The organism is Mesorhizobium helmanticense, from assembly GCF_003034915.1.
Taxonomy (GTDB): Bacteria; Pseudomonadota; Alphaproteobacteria; order Rhizobiales; family Rhizobiaceae; genus Mesorhizobium; species Mesorhizobium helmanticense.
Genome location: NZ_PZJX01000041.1, coordinates 1 through 15,180, shown reverse-complemented (window position 1 = coordinate 15,180; position 15,180 = coordinate 1). Strand labels below are relative to the sequence as shown.

The 15,180-nt window shown below is 63.9% G+C and carries 14 protein-coding genes; 7 read left to right on the top strand and 7 right to left on the bottom strand.

The window, feature by feature from the left end:
* Window positions 1-15 precede the first annotated feature (15 nt).
* The 6 genes from C9427_RS22430 to ggt all read left to right on the top strand — a co-directional run bounded on the left by C9427_RS22430 (window position 16) and on the right by ggt (window position 6,863).
* Window positions 16-1,575, top strand: coding sequence for an ABC transporter substrate-binding protein (locus tag C9427_RS22430; protein ID WP_107651335.1), 1,560 nt, complete (start codon window positions 16-18; stop codon window positions 1,573-1,575).
* Window positions 1,576-1,647: 72 nt separating this feature from the next.
* The gene (locus C9427_RS22425; RefSeq protein ID WP_107651287.1) at window positions 1,648-2,571 is read left to right on the top strand and encodes an ABC transporter permease; all 924 of its coding nucleotides are present in this window, start codon (window positions 1,648-1,650) and stop codon (window positions 2,569-2,571) included.
* Window positions 2,568-3,422: an ABC transporter permease gene (locus C9427_RS22420; RefSeq protein ID WP_245437137.1), complete on the top strand. Its 855-nt coding sequence runs from the start codon at window positions 2,568-2,570 to the stop codon at window positions 3,420-3,422. The genes C9427_RS22425 and C9427_RS22420 overlap by 4 nt, the downstream gene beginning before the upstream one ends.
* A complete protein-coding gene (locus C9427_RS22415) occupies window positions 3,419-4,264 on the top strand; it encodes an ABC transporter ATP-binding protein (RefSeq protein ID WP_107651286.1) in 846 nt (281 codons plus the stop codon). The genes C9427_RS22420 and C9427_RS22415 overlap by 4 nt, the downstream gene beginning before the upstream one ends.
* Window positions 4,261-5,142, top strand: a complete 882-nt coding sequence (locus tag C9427_RS22410; protein ID WP_107651285.1) for an ATP-binding cassette domain-containing protein — start codon at window positions 4,261-4,263, stop codon at window positions 5,140-5,142. The genes C9427_RS22415 and C9427_RS22410 overlap by 4 nt, the downstream gene beginning before the upstream one ends.
* A 134-nt stretch (window positions 5,143-5,276) precedes the next feature.
* Window positions 5,277-6,863 carry a gamma-glutamyltransferase gene (gene ggt, locus C9427_RS22405; RefSeq protein ID WP_107651284.1) on the top strand — a complete coding sequence of 529 codons (1,587 nt, stop codon included), beginning with the start codon at window positions 5,277-5,279 and terminating at the stop codon, window positions 6,861-6,863.
* Between the two features lie 155 nt (window positions 6,864-7,018).
* Here ggt and C9427_RS22400 read toward each other — a convergent pair whose 3' ends face one another.
* The 5 genes from C9427_RS22400 to C9427_RS22375 form a co-directional block, all read right to left on the bottom strand.
* Window positions 7,019-7,801: an ATP-binding cassette domain-containing protein gene (locus C9427_RS22400; protein WP_107651283.1), complete on the bottom strand. Its 783-nt coding sequence runs from the start codon at window positions 7,799-7,801 to the stop codon at window positions 7,019-7,021.
* Window positions 7,798-8,817 (bottom strand): ABC transporter ATP-binding protein, encoded by a 1,020-nt coding sequence (locus C9427_RS22395; RefSeq protein WP_167434443.1) that lies wholly within the window; start codon window positions 8,815-8,817, stop codon window positions 7,798-7,800. The genes C9427_RS22400 and C9427_RS22395 overlap by 4 nt, the downstream gene beginning before the upstream one ends.
* Window positions 8,814-9,644, bottom strand: a complete 831-nt coding sequence (locus C9427_RS22390; RefSeq protein WP_107651282.1) for an ABC transporter permease — start codon at window positions 9,642-9,644, stop codon at window positions 8,814-8,816. Before C9427_RS22390 ends, C9427_RS22395 begins: the two co-directional genes overlap by 4 nt.
* Window positions 9,641-10,627: an ABC transporter permease gene (locus C9427_RS22385; RefSeq protein WP_107651281.1), complete on the bottom strand. Its 987-nt coding sequence runs from the start codon at window positions 10,625-10,627 to the stop codon at window positions 9,641-9,643. Before C9427_RS22385 ends, C9427_RS22390 begins: the two co-directional genes overlap by 4 nt.
* Before the next feature lie 260 nt (window positions 10,628-10,887).
* Entirely contained in the window at window positions 10,888-12,498 is a 1,611-nt protein-coding gene (locus tag C9427_RS22375) for an ABC transporter substrate-binding protein (RefSeq protein WP_107651280.1), read from the bottom strand.
* A gap of 383 nt (window positions 12,499-12,881) precedes the next feature.
* Between C9427_RS22375 and C9427_RS22370 the strand changes: the two genes are divergently transcribed.
* Window positions 12,882-14,072, top strand: coding sequence for a M24 family metallopeptidase (locus tag C9427_RS22370; protein WP_107651279.1), 1,191 nt, complete (start codon window positions 12,882-12,884; stop codon window positions 14,070-14,072).
* A 325-nt stretch (window positions 14,073-14,397) separates the two neighbouring features.
* Here C9427_RS22370 and C9427_RS22360 read toward each other — a convergent pair whose 3' ends face one another.
* A complete protein-coding gene (locus C9427_RS22360) occupies window positions 14,398-14,643 on the bottom strand; it encodes a hypothetical protein (RefSeq protein WP_107651277.1) in 246 nt (81 codons plus the stop codon).
* Window positions 14,644-14,729: 86 nt separating this feature from the next.
* A partial coding sequence (locus C9427_RS22355; RefSeq protein WP_146172580.1) for a Crp/Fnr family transcriptional regulator occupies window positions 14,730-15,180 on the bottom strand: 451 nt, incomplete at its 5' end.

The window sequence follows — 15,180 nt, the reverse complement described above, 5'->3', positions numbered from 1 at the left end:
ATGATGAGTGCGAAGATGATCTTGCGAACCACGCTTTCAAGACAGGCGATCCGGCGATCGCTGGCAGCCGCCCTTGTGGCGGCGACAGCAATCGTGGCGCTACCGGCCGCGGCCGCGAACCTCACGGTGGCGCGGTCGGTCGACGCCGACAGCCTCGATCCGCAAAAGACCGGCACCACCCAGTCGCTACAGATCACCAATTTGATCTTCGATACACTTCTGACGATGGATAAGGACGGATCGGTGCATCCTGGCCTCGCCGATAAATGGACCGTCTCCGACGACGGCAAGACCTATGCCTTCACCATCCGCGACGGCGTGAAGTGCCACGACGGCAGCAATTTCGATGCGGCCGCCGTCAAGTTCAACGTCGACCGCGCCGTCGATCCGGCCACCGTCAATCCCAATGCCTCCGCATGGGGGCCGGTCAGTGGAACGACGGTCGACGGCAATGTGGTCACGGTCAAGCTTTCGGAGCCCTATGGTCCGTTTACCTCGTTCCTGACCAACATCCAGTCCAGCCTGGTCTGCCCGTCCTCGGTCTCCGGCGCCGAATTCAAGCCGATCGGTACCGGACCGTTCAAATTCGTGGGCTGGACGCGCAATGACAGCATCCAGCTCGAGGCCAATGGCGAATACAAGAACGTCAATCCGCTGATCCAGAATCCGGGCAAGCCCTATATCGACAAGCTGACGCTGAAGGTGATTCCTGAGGCTGTCGCTCGCATGGCGGCGCTGCGGTCGGGCGAAGTCGACATGGCCGAGCCGTCGCTCGAGGAGGCCGGCGACCTGAAGTCCGATGCCGGCTTCAAGGTCTATGCGGCCGACCTTTCCGGCCAGCAGATGGTCGCTGCCTTCACCTGGAAGATCAAGCCGCTCGACAATCCCGACATACGCAAGGCCATCGGCATGGCGATGAACCGGGACGCCTATGCCAACATTGCCTTCGAGGGGCTGGTCGGCACAGGCAATTGCCCGGTGGCCCCCAATCTCTTCGCCACCGACGAGGCCCTGTGTGCGAGCTGGGGCGTGAAATACGATCCGGAGGCGGCGAAGGCGCTGATGGTAAAGGCCGGCTACGGGCCCGACCACCTGCTGAAGGTGAAGCTTCTGGTGCACAAGCTGCCGGGCTGGGATCAGATGCACCAGATCATGCAGCAGGATCTCGCCGCGATCGGCGTCGATGCCGAGATCGAGACCCGCGAGGTGGCGGCGTTCTTCGACTACATGAAGGGCGTGAACGAAAAGACCGATGGCGAACCGGCCGTGTGGACGATGGGCATGTCGGGCGTCGATCCGGACTATCTCTACTTCCTGTGGAAGCGGCCCGGCTTCGTCAATATGGGCCTCAATGCCGACCTCGACGCGATGCTGGAACAACAGCGCCAGCTCTCCGGCGATGCGCGGGCGGCCAAGATCCATGACATCGAGAAATATCTCATGGAAAATGCCTATGCGATCCCGCTGCTGTCGCCGGGCTGGGGCTGGCTGATGGCGTCGAGCGCCAAGATTGACGGCTTCAAGATGGGCTATATGGTGTCGCTTCTGTTCAACGACGTCAAAGTCGCTGAGTGACGATTCCCAGGCCTTTCCGCCCAGGCAAGGGCGGAAAGGCCATAACGACCCAGGGGTGGATATCGCCACGACATGATCAGGCTGATCGCGAAACGATTGACGGCCGCCTTCGCCACGGTGCTGGCCGTCATCCTGTTGTCGGGCGTGCTCGTGCATGTGGTGCCGGGAGATCCGGTGACGGCGATGATGGCGCAGTCCGTCACCGCGACCCCTGAAGCCATGGACGAGATGCGGTCCCGTCTCGGCCTCGACCTGCCGGTGTGGATGCAGGTCGGCCGCTATGCGCTCAATGCGCTCTCGGGCGATCTCGGCACGACCATTCGCGGCAACGAGCCGGTCGTGCGCCTGCTTCTCGAACGTCTGCCGAATACCTTCATGCTGGCGGTCGCGGGCCTCGGCATCGCCCTTCTTCTTGGCATTCCGCTCGGCTTCGTCGCTGCCGTCAACCGCGGCACGGCCGCGGACGCCGCCGTGATGATCGTCGCCGTGCTCGGTGTGTCGATTCCCGGCTTCTGGCTCGGCCTGGTGCTGATCCAGGTCTTTTCGCTGCATCTGCGATGGCTGCCGGTCGCTGGAACGGACTTTCGCAATCTCATCCTGCCTGCGCTGACGCTGGGTCTCACCTATTGCGCGCTGGTCGCCCGCATGACGCGGTCGGCGCTGGTCGAGATCCTCGCCGAGGACTATATCCGCACCGCTCGCGCCCGCGGCCTGCGCGAACATCAGGTGCTGATCGTGCATGCGCTGCGGCCGGCATTGATCAGCATCGTCACCGTCGTCGGCCTGGTTTTCGCCTATCTGATGGGCGGACAGGTCATCGTCGAGAACGTGTTCTCCTGGAACGGCATCGGCCGCCTTGCCGTGCAGGCGATGCTGCAGCGCGACTACCCGATGATCCAGGGCTTCATCGTCATATTCGCCACATCGGTGGTTGTCGTCTCGATGAGCCTCGACATCCTTTACGGCTTCCTCGATCCCAGAATGAGGCAGCGGTGAGCGCTGTCCTGGAGACGAAGAGAAAGCGGCTGGGCTGGCGTGTTCCCTGGAACGTCGCGCTGGGGCTTGGCCTTGCGGGCATCGTGCTCGCGGCGGCGCTGCTTTCCGCCTGGATCGCCCCCTTCGATCCGACGCGGATGGCGGTTGGTCCGCGCCTTGCCGGACCAAGCGCAAAGTTCCTGTTCGGCACCGACGAGTTCGGCCGCGATCTCTTCAGCCGCGTGCTCACTGGCGCGCGCCTGTCGCTCGGCATCGGCTTTTGCGCCGTGGTGAGTGGCCTTGCCGTCGGCGGCCTCGTCGGCCTTGTCGCCGCTTTCGCCGGCAGGCTGGCCGAGGCGGTGCTGCTGCGCGTCATCGACGTGCTTTATTCCTTTCCCGATACGCTGATCGCGCTGGCGCTTGTCGCCTTTCTCGGCCCGGGCATCGTCAACGCGACGATCGCCATCGCCATCAGCCTGGTCCCGTTCTATGCCCGCGTCGCCTATGGGCTGGCGGCGGCGGAGCGGGCCAAGCCCTATATCGAGGCCGCAAGACTTGCCGGCATCAACTCCGGACGGCTGGTGCGGGTGCATGTGATGCCAAATATCGGCCAAAGCCTGATCGTCATGGCGACGCTCGGCTTTTCCTCGGCGATCCTGTCGGCCGCCGGGCTATCCTTCTTGGGGCTTGGCGTGCAGCCGCCGTCGCCGGAATGGGGCGCCATCCTGGCTTCCGGCCGCAACTACATCACCAAGGCGCCATGGATCCTGATCTTTCCCGGCCTGGCGATCTGCCTCACCGTGCTGTCGTTCAATCTGATCGGCGACAGCCTGCGCGACCTGGCCGATCCGCGCCGCAAGAGGACGTCATGACGGCCTTCCTCGAGGTGAAGAACCTCAGCGTCCGCTTCGAGACGAAGGACGGACCGTTCCTGGCTGTGGACGACGTCAGCTTCGAGCTGGCGCGCGGCGAGATCTTGGCGCTGGTCGGGGAATCCGGCAGCGGCAAGAGCATGACGTCGCTGGCGATGATGCGGCTTTTGCCGGAAACCGCGACCGCCTCGGGCGATATCCGGATCGATGGCGCGGATGTGCTGGCGCTCGGTCGCCGCGCCATGGAGGATGTGCGCGGCGCGCGGGTTGGCATGATCTTCCAGGAACCGATGACATCGCTCAATCCGGTGCTGACGATTGCCCGCCAGATGACGGAAGGGCTGGTTCGCCATCGCCGCATCTCGCAAAGCGAGGCCACTATCCGGGCGCTTGCCGCGCTCGCCGATGTCGGGATAGCAGAACCGGACCGTGTGATGCGGCAATACCCGCATCAGCTTTCGGGCGGCATGCGTCAGCGGGTCATGATCGCGGCGGCACTGACGCTCGATCCCGGCGCGCTGATCGCTGATGAGCCGACAACCGCGCTCGATGTCACCGTGCAGGCCCAGGTGCTCGATCTTTTGGTGGACCTGAAGAACCGGCTCGGCTCTGGCATCCTGCTCATCACCCACGATATCGGCGTGGTCGCGGAAACCGCCGATCGTGTTGCCGTGATGCGGGCGGGCCGGATCGTCGAGATGGGCAATGTCGAGGCCGTGCTTTCGGCGCCGCGGCACTCCTACACCAAAGGGCTTCTCGCCTCGCATCTGACGCTCGACCGGGTCATGACCAAACGCGGGTCCCGCCCGCCCCGCCTTACAGAAAAGGCCGGCGCGGTATGAACGATGCTCCGGTCATGGTCCTGGACACGATCCGGCGTGTATTCACCTCGGGCGGACGGCTGGTCAATGCGGTGAACGGCGTGTCGCTGACGCTGTCGCGCGGCGAAACGCTTGGCGTCGTCGGCGAAAGCGGCTCGGGCAAAACGACCCTCGGGCGGATCGCCGTCGGCCTCGATCGTCCGAGTTCCGGCCGCATCTCAATCATGGGCACGGATGTCACCGACGTTTCGCCCGGGCTGCAGCGCCGGCATTTCCGCCCCTGCCAGATGATCTTCCAGGATCCCTATTCCTCGCTCAATCCGCGGCTGACCGTGGCGCGGCAGATCGGCGAGGCGCTCTACGCGCAGGGTATCGATGACTGGCGGGCCATCCGTGCGCGTGTCGCCCAATTGTTCGACCAGGTCGGCCTGAGGCCGGACCAGCTCGACCGCTATCCGCATGAGTTTTCAGGCGGCCAGCGCCAGCGCATCGCCATCGCCCGGGCGCTCGCGCCAAGGCCGGCGGTGGTGGTGGCCGACGAGCCGGTGTCGGCGCTGGATGTCACGATCCAGGCGCAGATCCTGGATCTTCTCGTCGACATCCAGGAGAGCGAAGGGCTATCTTATCTGTTCATTTCGCACGACATCGCCGTCGTCGCCCATATGAGCGAGAGGATCGCCGTCATGCATCGCGGCAGGGTCGTCGAGTTCGGCCCGACCGGCGAGATCGTCGCCGATCCGCAGCATCCGTATACGAAAAGCCTGCTTGACGCCGTCCCGCGCCTGGGGCGAAGGCGCAATGGCAAACGCAGCCAGCCGGAGCTGTTTCCCAGTCATACGGACGATGATCTTTTCGCCATGGTATCGGCCGAGCATGGCGTGCTCGGCACGGGATCTTGAAGGGGCGAATGCTCCGGAGTTTTGGCACGCTCTGATGCGCCGGGTAGGGCGAGCAAGGAAGGTCTGGTACTTCCCTCCGAGCGACTTAGTCTAGCGCTGGTCCAAATCTGCTCTATTGGAGGCTATGATCCCGCATGCGTGATTTTCAATTCCCCGGACGGTCGCCGGTTCGCGCGACGCAAGCCATGGCCGCGACATCGCACCCGCTGGCGACGCTGGCGGCCGTCGACATGCTGCGGTCGGGCGGCAACGCAATGGACGCGGCGGTTTGCGCGGCGGCGGTGCAGGCAGTCGTCGAGCCGCAATCGACCGGCATCGGTGGTGATTGCTTCGTCCTCTATTGCCCCAACGGCCAGAGCGAAGTCGTGGCCTTCAATGGCTCGGGCCGCGCGCCGGCCGCGGCGCAGGCAGAATGGTATCTGGACAGGGGGTATGAGGAACTGCCGGGGTTCGGCCCGCACGCGGTCACCGTGCCGGGCGCCATCGACGCCTGGTGCCGGCTGCTTGGGGATCATGGCAGGAAGGGCATCGACGCCGCGCTCGCGCCTGCCATTCGCTATGCCGAACAGGGTTATGTCGTGCATGACCGCGTGGCCTTCGACTGGGCCGACAGCGCCGCCTTGCTCGCAGACGACGAACATGCGGCGCGGATCTTCCTATCGGATGGAAAGGCACCGAAGGCTGGCGACCTGCACCGGCAGCCGCAACTGGCCGAGACGTTGCGCATTGTCTCCAACCGCGGCCGCGGCGGCTTCTATGAAGGCGAGGTCGCCGACGATCTGGTGTCGCGGCTCAGCGCGCTCGGGGGACTGCATACGCTTGAGGATTTCGCGGCGACGACGGGCGACTATGTCAAGCCCGTCGGCACATCTTACCGTGGCTACGACGTCCATCAGATGCCGCCGAACAATCAGGGCCTGACGGCGCTCATCATGCTGAATGTGCTGTCGGGCTTTTCGCTCGGCTCCCTGGAACCGAACGGTGCCGAAAGGCTTCACCTTGAGATCGAGGCGGGGCGGCTCGCCTATCAGGACCGCGACGATTTCATCGGCGACCAGAACCACGTCCATGTGCCGGTTGAGGAGTTGCTGTCGAGATCCCATGCGGACCGGCTGCGCGCCGCTATCGACCCGGAGCGTGCGATGACGCATCTGCCTCGCTTGGAGTTGCAGCCGAGCGATACCGTCTATATCTCCGTGGTCGACCGCGACCGCAACGCGGTCTCCTTCATCAACTCGACCTTTCATTCGTTCGGCAGCGGGGTGGTCGGCCCCAGGACCGGGGTCGTCCTGCAGAACCGCGGCAGCAGCTTCCGTCTGACGGCAGGCCACCCAAATCGCATCGCGCCGGGGAAACGTCCCATGCACACCATCATGCCGGGCATGGTGACGGCCAAGGGAAGAGCAGTCATGCCGTTCGGGGTGATGGGCGGCGGCTATCAGCCGTTCGGCCATGTCCACCTGCTCACCAACATGATCGATTTCGGCATGGATCCGCAGGAGGCGCTGGATGCGCCGAGGGTGTTTTATAAACAGGACGCTGTGGAGGCCGAGCGTGGCATCCCGGCTCGCACTCTCGGCGGCCTGCGCGAACGAGGCCACCATGTCTCGATCGCCGCCGAGCCGCATGGCGGCGGCCAATTGGTGCTGATCGATTGGGACAAGGGCACGCTTACCGGCGCGTCCGATCCCCGCAAGGACGGTTGCGCGCTGGGGTACTGACGGCGACATGCATTAGCCGGCGTCCCTGTTCGTCAGGGCGATGTGGCAGCAGCCAGAGCCGTGATCCGGCGTCCAGGTGACGTTGTCGAAGCGTATGCCGGTCGCCTCGAACAGGCCGCGGGTCTGTTATGATGCGTCCTGGCTTGTCGTCGGGGTCATGGTCCGGTTCGGTCGAGTTTTGGCGCCGCCACCACCAGCGCCTTCCCGATGGCCGATTGCGGCGCGTCGATTACCGTGCGGGCATCGCCGCTCTCGGCGATCGTGCCGGCGTCAAGGATGACGAGGCGATGGGCGATGGCACGGACCACGCCGAGATCATGCGAAATGAACAGATAGGCGATCCGTTCCTCACGCTGCAGATCGAGCAGCAGCCTGAGGATCTGTCCGCGTACCGACACGTCGAGCGCCGACACGGCTTCGTCGAGCACGATCAGCGACGGTTTCGTGGCGATGGCGCGGGCAATCGCGACGCGTTGGCGCTGGCCGCCGGAGATTTCGTGGATGGCTCGCGGCGCAAGATCAGGGCTAAGGCCAACGCGCTCCAATAGGGCGGCGATGCGGCGCGGGCGCTCCGACCGGGACGCGATGCCATGGATGCGCAAGGGATCGTCGAGCACACGCGCCACGGTGGCACGGGGGTTGAAAGCGGCGAGCGGATCCTGGAACACCATTTGCAGGCGCGCGCGCCGGGCACGCAAGGTGGCGCCACCGAGGGCGAGAAAATCCTCGCCCTTGAACTGGATATCGCCGGCGTCGGGTTGGACCAGTCTGAGCACCAGCCGTGCGATCGTGGACTTGCCGCTGCCCGATGGTCCGGCCAGCGCCAGCGTTTCTCCGGGTTCGATGTGGAAGGAAACATTATCGACGGCGGCGATGGTCTTGCCGCCGCGACGGTATCGTTTGGTGAGGCCGGAAACGCTCAGCAAAGGACTGCTCATGCCGAAGGTCCGGCCTGCCGCGAAAGCGGTTCGGCGTCGAGGCCGAGATGGGCGTCGAGCAGTGAGCGTGTGTATGCGTGGCGCGGGGCGCTGACGATCTGCCTGGCCGCACCGATCTCGACCAGTCCGCCATGCCGGAATACGGCGATGCGCTCGGCAAGCGCGGCAGCCAGCGCGATGTCGTGGCTGATGAACAGCAGCGTCATGCCGTCCTCGGCCACGAGTTGCCGGATCAATGCAACGATCTCGGCCTGCACGATGGTGTCCAGCGCGCTGGTTGCCTCGTCGGCGATGAGTAGTTTAGGGCCGGCCGCTATCGCGGCGGCGATCGCCACGCGCTGTTTCTGGCCGCCGGAAAGCTGATGCGGAAAGGCGCGCAAGGCGGCGTCCGGATCGGGCAAGCGAACGCGCTCGATCAGGGTTTTTGCCTTGGCATAGGCTTGCGGCCAATTGAGGCCGAGATGGGTGTGGGCAACTTCAGCGATCTGCTTGCCGACCGTCATGACCGGATCGAGGCTTGCCGAGGGATCCTGGAAGACGAAGCCGATGTCGCGGCCACCGAGCGGGGTGTGGTCCGGTTTGGCGGTGGATTTTTGAGCTTTGCGTTCCATGAGGCCCCCCTCTGTCCTGCCGGACATCTCCCCCTCAAGGAGGGAGATTGGCAGTTTCGCTGTTGGGTCCTCTCCTGCAACCTTGGAGATTGGCGAAGGCGGAGATGAGAGCGCAATCTCCCCCCTTGAGGGGGAGATGTCCGGCAGGACAGAGGGGGGTGCCTTGGCACCCAAGGTTGGCGGCGGTCGCAAGAACCAGTCGATGCTGCCATCGATCCTGGCGGAAGCTGGCAACAGCCTGGCAATCGCCAGCGCCAGCGTGCTCTTGCCAGAGCCGCTCTCGCCGATGACAGCGAGGCGCTCCCCGACAGCGATATCCAGGCTAATGTCTTTCAGCGCCGCCACCTCGCTGCCGTCGCGGCGATAGATCACAGTCAGATCGCGGATCGAAAGCAGCGCCGTCACGACAGGCTCCGTCTCACCGCCGTCGTTTCGATGACACCTTCGCCGGCGAGATAGACGCCAAGCACGGTCAGCACGAGCGCGACGCCCGGAATGATCGACAGGAAGGGCGCTGTGCGCAAAACGGCGCGGCCTTCGGCGATCATGCCGCCCCAGGTGACGCGATTGGGGTCGCCAAGGCCAAGAAAGGAAAGAGCGGCTTCGGTGAGGATGGCGGCGGCGACGATGACCGAGGACAATGCCAGCACCGGCGGCAAGGCGTTGGGCAGAATTTCGCGAAAGGCGATCTCCAGCGGGTGCATGCCGATGACGCGGGCGCCGGCGACGAAATCGCGCTCGCGGATCGACAGCACTTCGGCTCTCGCCACTCGCGCTGGCCCGGTCCAGGCGCCAAGCGCGATCGCCACGACGACGACGCCGAGCGAAGGCCCGACGGCGCTGACGAAGGCCAGCGCCAGGAGGAAGCTCGGCACAGTCTGGAAGGCATCGGTGATGCGCATCAGCACGTCGTCGACGAGGCCGCCGGCAAAGCCTGCCAGCGTGCCGACTATCGCGCCGACGGCAAGAGCGGCGGCCGCCGCCGCCAGTCCGACAGCCAGCGACGTGCGGGCGCCGTGAAACAACTCGGCCAGCACGTCGCGACCGAGCCGGTCAGTGCCGAGCGGCAGCGACCAGTCCTGGAAAGGCGGCAGCAGCGCCGGCCCGGCAATGGCCTGCGGATCGCCGGGAAAGATCAAGGGTGCGGCGAGCGCCATGGCGAACAGCACCGCCAGAATGGCCGTGCCGGCGAGTGCTTCCGGCATACGAAGAAAGCGGCGAAGCGGGCTCACGCGCCGGCCTCGCTAGCGCCGACGCGCGGATCAAGCAAGGCGTAGGCGATGTCGACGAGAAGGTTGATGAGGATGACGAGCACAGCGCTGACCAGGATGATGCCAAGCAACAGCGGCGTGTCGCGCGCCGCCACCGCCTCCTGCGCCAGCCGACCAAGACCGGGCACGGCAAAGACGCTTTCGATGACGACGCTGCCGCCCAGCATCTGCGCCGATTGCAGGCCGAGCATGGTGACAAGCGGCAGCAGTGCGTTGCGGGCGACATGGGTGAGCACGATGCGGCGGCGGGAAATGCCCCTGGCGCGGGCGGCGAGGACAAAATCCTGCCGCCAGGCTTCGGCCATGCCGGCGCGCATCATGCGCAAGTACAGCGCCAGATAGATGAAGCCGAGCGCGGAGACCGGCAGGACGAGATGGGTAGCAATGTCGGTGGCACGGGCAAGGCCGGTCTTGGTCGAGGCGATACTCTCGATGCCGCCGATCGGCAGCCAGCGCAGGTCGACGGCGAAGATGACGATCAGCACCAGCCCGAGCCAGAAGCCAGGGACCGCATAGAGCGCCAGGGAGCCGACCGACAGGAAACGATCGCGAAAGCTGCCGGGCCTGGCGCCGGCGTAGATACCAAGTGCCGAGCCGAGACCGAAGGAGAACGCGGTGGCGCTGCCCATCAGGATAAGCGTTGTCGGCAAGCGCTCGAGGATGACGTCGCGGATCGGCCTGGAAAAAGTCACCGACTGGCCGAGGTCGAGATGCAGCAGCGCCCAGAGATAGTTGGCCAGCCGCGTCAGTTCCGATTGGTCGAGACCCCAGCGATGGCGCAGCAGTTCGATCATGCCGGCATCGCCGCCGGTCGAGACGATATAGGCGTCGACTGCATCGCCGGGGGCGAGTTCCAGCAAAAGGAAGGTGCCGATGACGACGATCAGCAGCACGAAGACGCTGCCGACGAGACGGCGGCGGAGGAGGATGAGGGCGCGGTTCATGGGGATGACTTGACGTGGTGCCCGTCAAGAGAGGTGCTGCGCCAAGGCACCCCCCTCTGTCCTGCCGGACATCTCCCCCTCAAGGGGGGAGATTGGCTTGCTTGGATGCCGGCTCTCCCCTCAGCGATGTCCGCGATTGACGCGACGGCATGTGACGGCCAATCTCCCCCCTTGAGGGGGAGATGTCCGGCAGGACAGAGGGGGGTATCGTCGAGCACGGACATTACCAACTTCACCTATTGGCGAAGGTCAATCTCAATTCAATTCGCCAAATACGTGTCCGCCCAGTTCGACACCGCCCAGCGCGGATTGTTGGCGATATTCTCGACCGTCTCGCGGGCGACGCTGATGAAACTCCATTCGGCGACGTTGATCAGCGGCAGGTCGGCGGCGACTTGTTTCTGGAACTCCTTGTAGAGTTCGGTGCGGGCCGATGTGTCGAGCGTTTCGGAGGCCCTGGCGATGAGGGCGTCGAGATCGGCGTTCTTGTAACCGCCCTGGTTGGAGAAAGGCACGCCGTCCGGAATGCCGCTCTGCACCAGAATTGTGGTCGAGATCGCCGGATCGCCGCGAAACACCGGCGGGCCGACGGCAAGGTCGAAGGCATGGTCGGTGTAGACGGCCTTGATATGCGCGGGCGAGTCGTTGTTGACCAGTTCGGCGTCGATGCCGATGGCGGCGAGCGCCTGGCGCAGATAGTCGCCGAACTGCCTGGTCTCGTTGAAATAGGGAGCCGGCAAAAGTTTCAGCGAAAAGCGCTTGCCGTCGTCGCCTCTGATGTAGCCGGCCTCGTCGAGCAGGGCATTGGCCTTGGCGACGTCGAAAGCGTAGGTCGGCACGTCGGCGGTGTAGAACTGCGGATCGTTCTTCGGCACCGGACCAGTGGCGGTGGCGGCATAGCCGAGGAAGATCGTCTTGACGACGAAATCCTTGTCGATGGCGTGCGCGATCGCCTGGCGCACCTTGAGGTCGGCGAGTTCCTTGCGACGATGGTTGATCTCGACGACGAGCTGATAGGTCAGCCCCTCGTAGCCCTTGGTGATCACCTTGAGGCCCGGCACCTTGGAGATGCGATCGAGGTCGGCCAGTGGCACGGCGGAGAAAGCAGCGAGATGGATCTCCTCGGCCTCCAGGGCGCTAGCGGCCGAGGTGCGGTCGGGCAGTACCTGGTAGATGATCTCGTCGAGATAGGGCTCATCCTTGCCCCAATAGTCGGTGTTCTTCTGCAGCCGGTAGTACTGGCCGGCCTTGTATTCGCCGAACTTGAACGGGCCGGTGCCAACCGGCGCATTGTTGGCCGGGTTGTCCTCGATCTTGCCCGTCTCATAGATGTGCTTCGGCACGACGCTGCTCAACGCCGGCAAGGCATTGCGGATCAGCTGGAACGGCGTCGGCTTGGCGAATTTGAACACGGCGGTGAGATCATCTGGCGTCTCGACGGCATCCAGATCCTTGAACACGGTGCGGCCCAGATTCTGCAGCGGCTTCCAGATCTGCAGCGCCGAGAAGGCGACATCGGCCGATGTGAACGGCTTGCCGTCATGCCATTTGACGCCTTCGCGCAATTTGAACGTCGCCGACAGGCCGTCGGCAGTTCCTTCCCAGCTGAGCGCAAGGCGCGGCGCCAGCCCGTCCTTGCCGTCGAAAGAGGCTTCGGCCAGCGTTTCGACGATCTTGCTCGAAATGAAGAAGACGCCGTTGGAGGCGACGATCGCCGGATTGAGATTGCGCGGCTCGGAATCGGCGGCAACCACCAGCCGGCCGCCCCTTCTCGGCGTCTGCGCCCAGCCGATACCGGGCATGGCGGTGGAGGCCAGAAGCATTGCCGAACCGGCAAGCATGGTGCGTCTGGAAATCGTGAAGTCTGACATGATCGAACTCCGTCCTCGCCGTGATCCGGCCGGTGCGCCAATACCCTCGGATACTCGCGAGCCCGCCAGCATCCTGCAACAGCGATTATGGGCTTTGTCCGGGGTTTCGCCAGAGACGGATTTGGCGCATCTTCATGTGGCTTTGAAAATTCTGTCCGCTGGACCAGTTATGGCGAAGCGCTTCTATTCGACCTTATCTGGTAGGACCAGATCAGGTCGATGCCACGACGTGCGGGCGACAAAGCGTGCTAGCGTAGCCGTTCGGCCTATTTCTGGCTGGACCAGACCCAGAAAAATAGTGCAGATGTGATCGACAGCGAGCGTATCGGGATCGAAACAGCCGGCGATCCCACCGGCCGGCCAAGGAATTCAGGGAGAGAGAAATGAACATCGCCCCGGGCAAGAATGCCGTCAGCGCCATTCCGTTCGACCATGCCAGGGTCGACCGGTTGATGGAGGAGGCCGGCATCGATGTGCTGCTCGCCACCTCCAAGCACAATACGCAGTACCTGCTTGGCGGCTACAAGTTCATCTTCTTCGCCGCCATGGATGCGATCGGCCACAGCCGTTATCTGCCCGTGGTCGTGTACGAGAAGGGCGGGCCGGACCATGCCGCTTATATCGGCAACCGCATGGAAGGCGGCGAGCACCAGAACCACCCGTTCTGGACACCGACGCTGCATGCCGCCTGCTGGGGCACGCTCGATGCCGCCAATCTCGCCGTCGAGCACCTGAAGACGATCGGCAGGGGCGGTGCCCGCATCGGCATCGAGCCGGCTTTTCTGCCCTCGGACGCGTATATGCTGATCCGCAAGGCGCTGCCGGACGCCAAACTGATCGATGCGACCGACATGCTCGAGCGCATGCGCGCCATCAAGACGGATGCCGAGTTGGAGAAGCTGCGCATCGCCTCCGAACTGATCACCGATTCCATGCTGGCGACTATCCAATGGGCGCGCGAAGGCACTACCAAGACCGAGATCATCGAACAGCTCAGGCGCGAGGAGACCAATCGCGGCGCGCATTTCGAATATTGTCTTTTGACGCTTGGCTCCAGCCACAACCGCGCCGCCTCGCCGCAGACGTGGAAGAAGGGCGAGGTGCTGTCGATCGATTCCGGCGGCAATTATCACGGCTATATCGGCGATCTCTGCCGGATGGGCATTCTGGGCGAGCCGGACGCCGAACTGGAGGATCTGCTGGCCGAGGTCGAGACGGTGCAGCAAGCGGCCTTCTCCAAGGTCAAGGCAGGCACGCTGGGCGGCGACATTATCTCTCACGCGGAGGGCGTGCTGAAGAGATCCAAGGTCGCGTCCTATACCGATTTCTTCGCCCACGGCATGGGGCTGATCACGCATGAGGCGCCGTTCCTGATGACCAACCACCCGGTGACCTACGAAGGCACCTATGCCGAACAGCCGTTGGAGAAAAACATGGTGCTGTCGGTCGAGACAACGATGCTTCATCCGACGCGCGGCTTCATCAAGCTGGAGGACACGGTTGCGGTCACCGACACCGGCTATGTGATGTTCGGCGACCGGGGCCGGGGATGGAACAGGGGCGGGGTGGCTTAGCGCGCGTTTTTGCGGCCAGAACCCAGTAACTCTGGAAGAGTTCGATCCCCTTGGAAGACGGCGCGAAACCGTCGGTGCCTCGATAGACCTCAGGGCTCGGTTGCGTCGAAATCGATTGCAAATCCCGCGCCAATCGCGCTTCGCGCAATGAGATCGCCAAGTTCCCAATCCGTGAGTTCGCAAAGCGGAAACGCTCTTCTCACGGCGTGGCTAACCTCGGATATCGAAACGCTCGGGTGGTCGACATTGTCGATCAGGTAGCGAACGATCGCAAGGCGAACGTCCGACAAGGTAGGCGTCTGCGCGAGCGCGGGCATCTCCGGCCTTACGAATGGAGCCGTGGTTCTGCGCCCGCGGCCGCCGTCACGTCGAAAGCGACGGGCACGCCGTGAATGACGCATGCCGCCGCCAGCATCTCCTCCAACTCGCGGTCGGTTGCGATGCAAGCCGGCATGAGTGTTCGGATGGCGCGGATTGCCTGTGCGATGGAGAGAAAGTGTGCCTTGCCTCTGGAGAGAACATAGGCTTCGGCGGCTCTTTCAACCGTGACTGTGTGAAAGGTACTGGCCATCGAGAATTTCCTCCCTGAAATTCTGACCAAACATGATTTACGGCCAACACGCGGCGGCCTTCAAGATTATGTCTGAAAGCGGACAATCAGGCGGAGGCCAAACCAAAATAGCGCTGCTCCTCCTCGCCGTAAGCGCCATGGGTCAGCTTTATCATCCCGGCGCGGTCGACAATGGTGATCTCGCCGCGCCTGGCGTGAACCAGCCCCCTGTATTCAAGCATTTGCAAGGCTGTGGTAACGCCGGGACGCCGAGCACCAAGCATGGTCGCCAGGAATTCATGCGTCAGGTAGATCTTGTTGCCTTCACCGCGATCGTGGACCATCAGCAACCAGCGGGCCAGCCGTTCCTCGATTTTCGAATGGCCGTTGATCAGTGCAGTCCGGGACGACTGGATAAGGAACGCGTGGGCATAGCGGAGCAGTGACTCGCGAAGGGACAGGCTTTTTGCAATCGCAGAGCGGAGATTTTCAGCCGGCAGGCTCCAGCCTTTGCTGGCGACCTGGATATAGGTTTCATTGGAAGACCTGTCCTGGCCG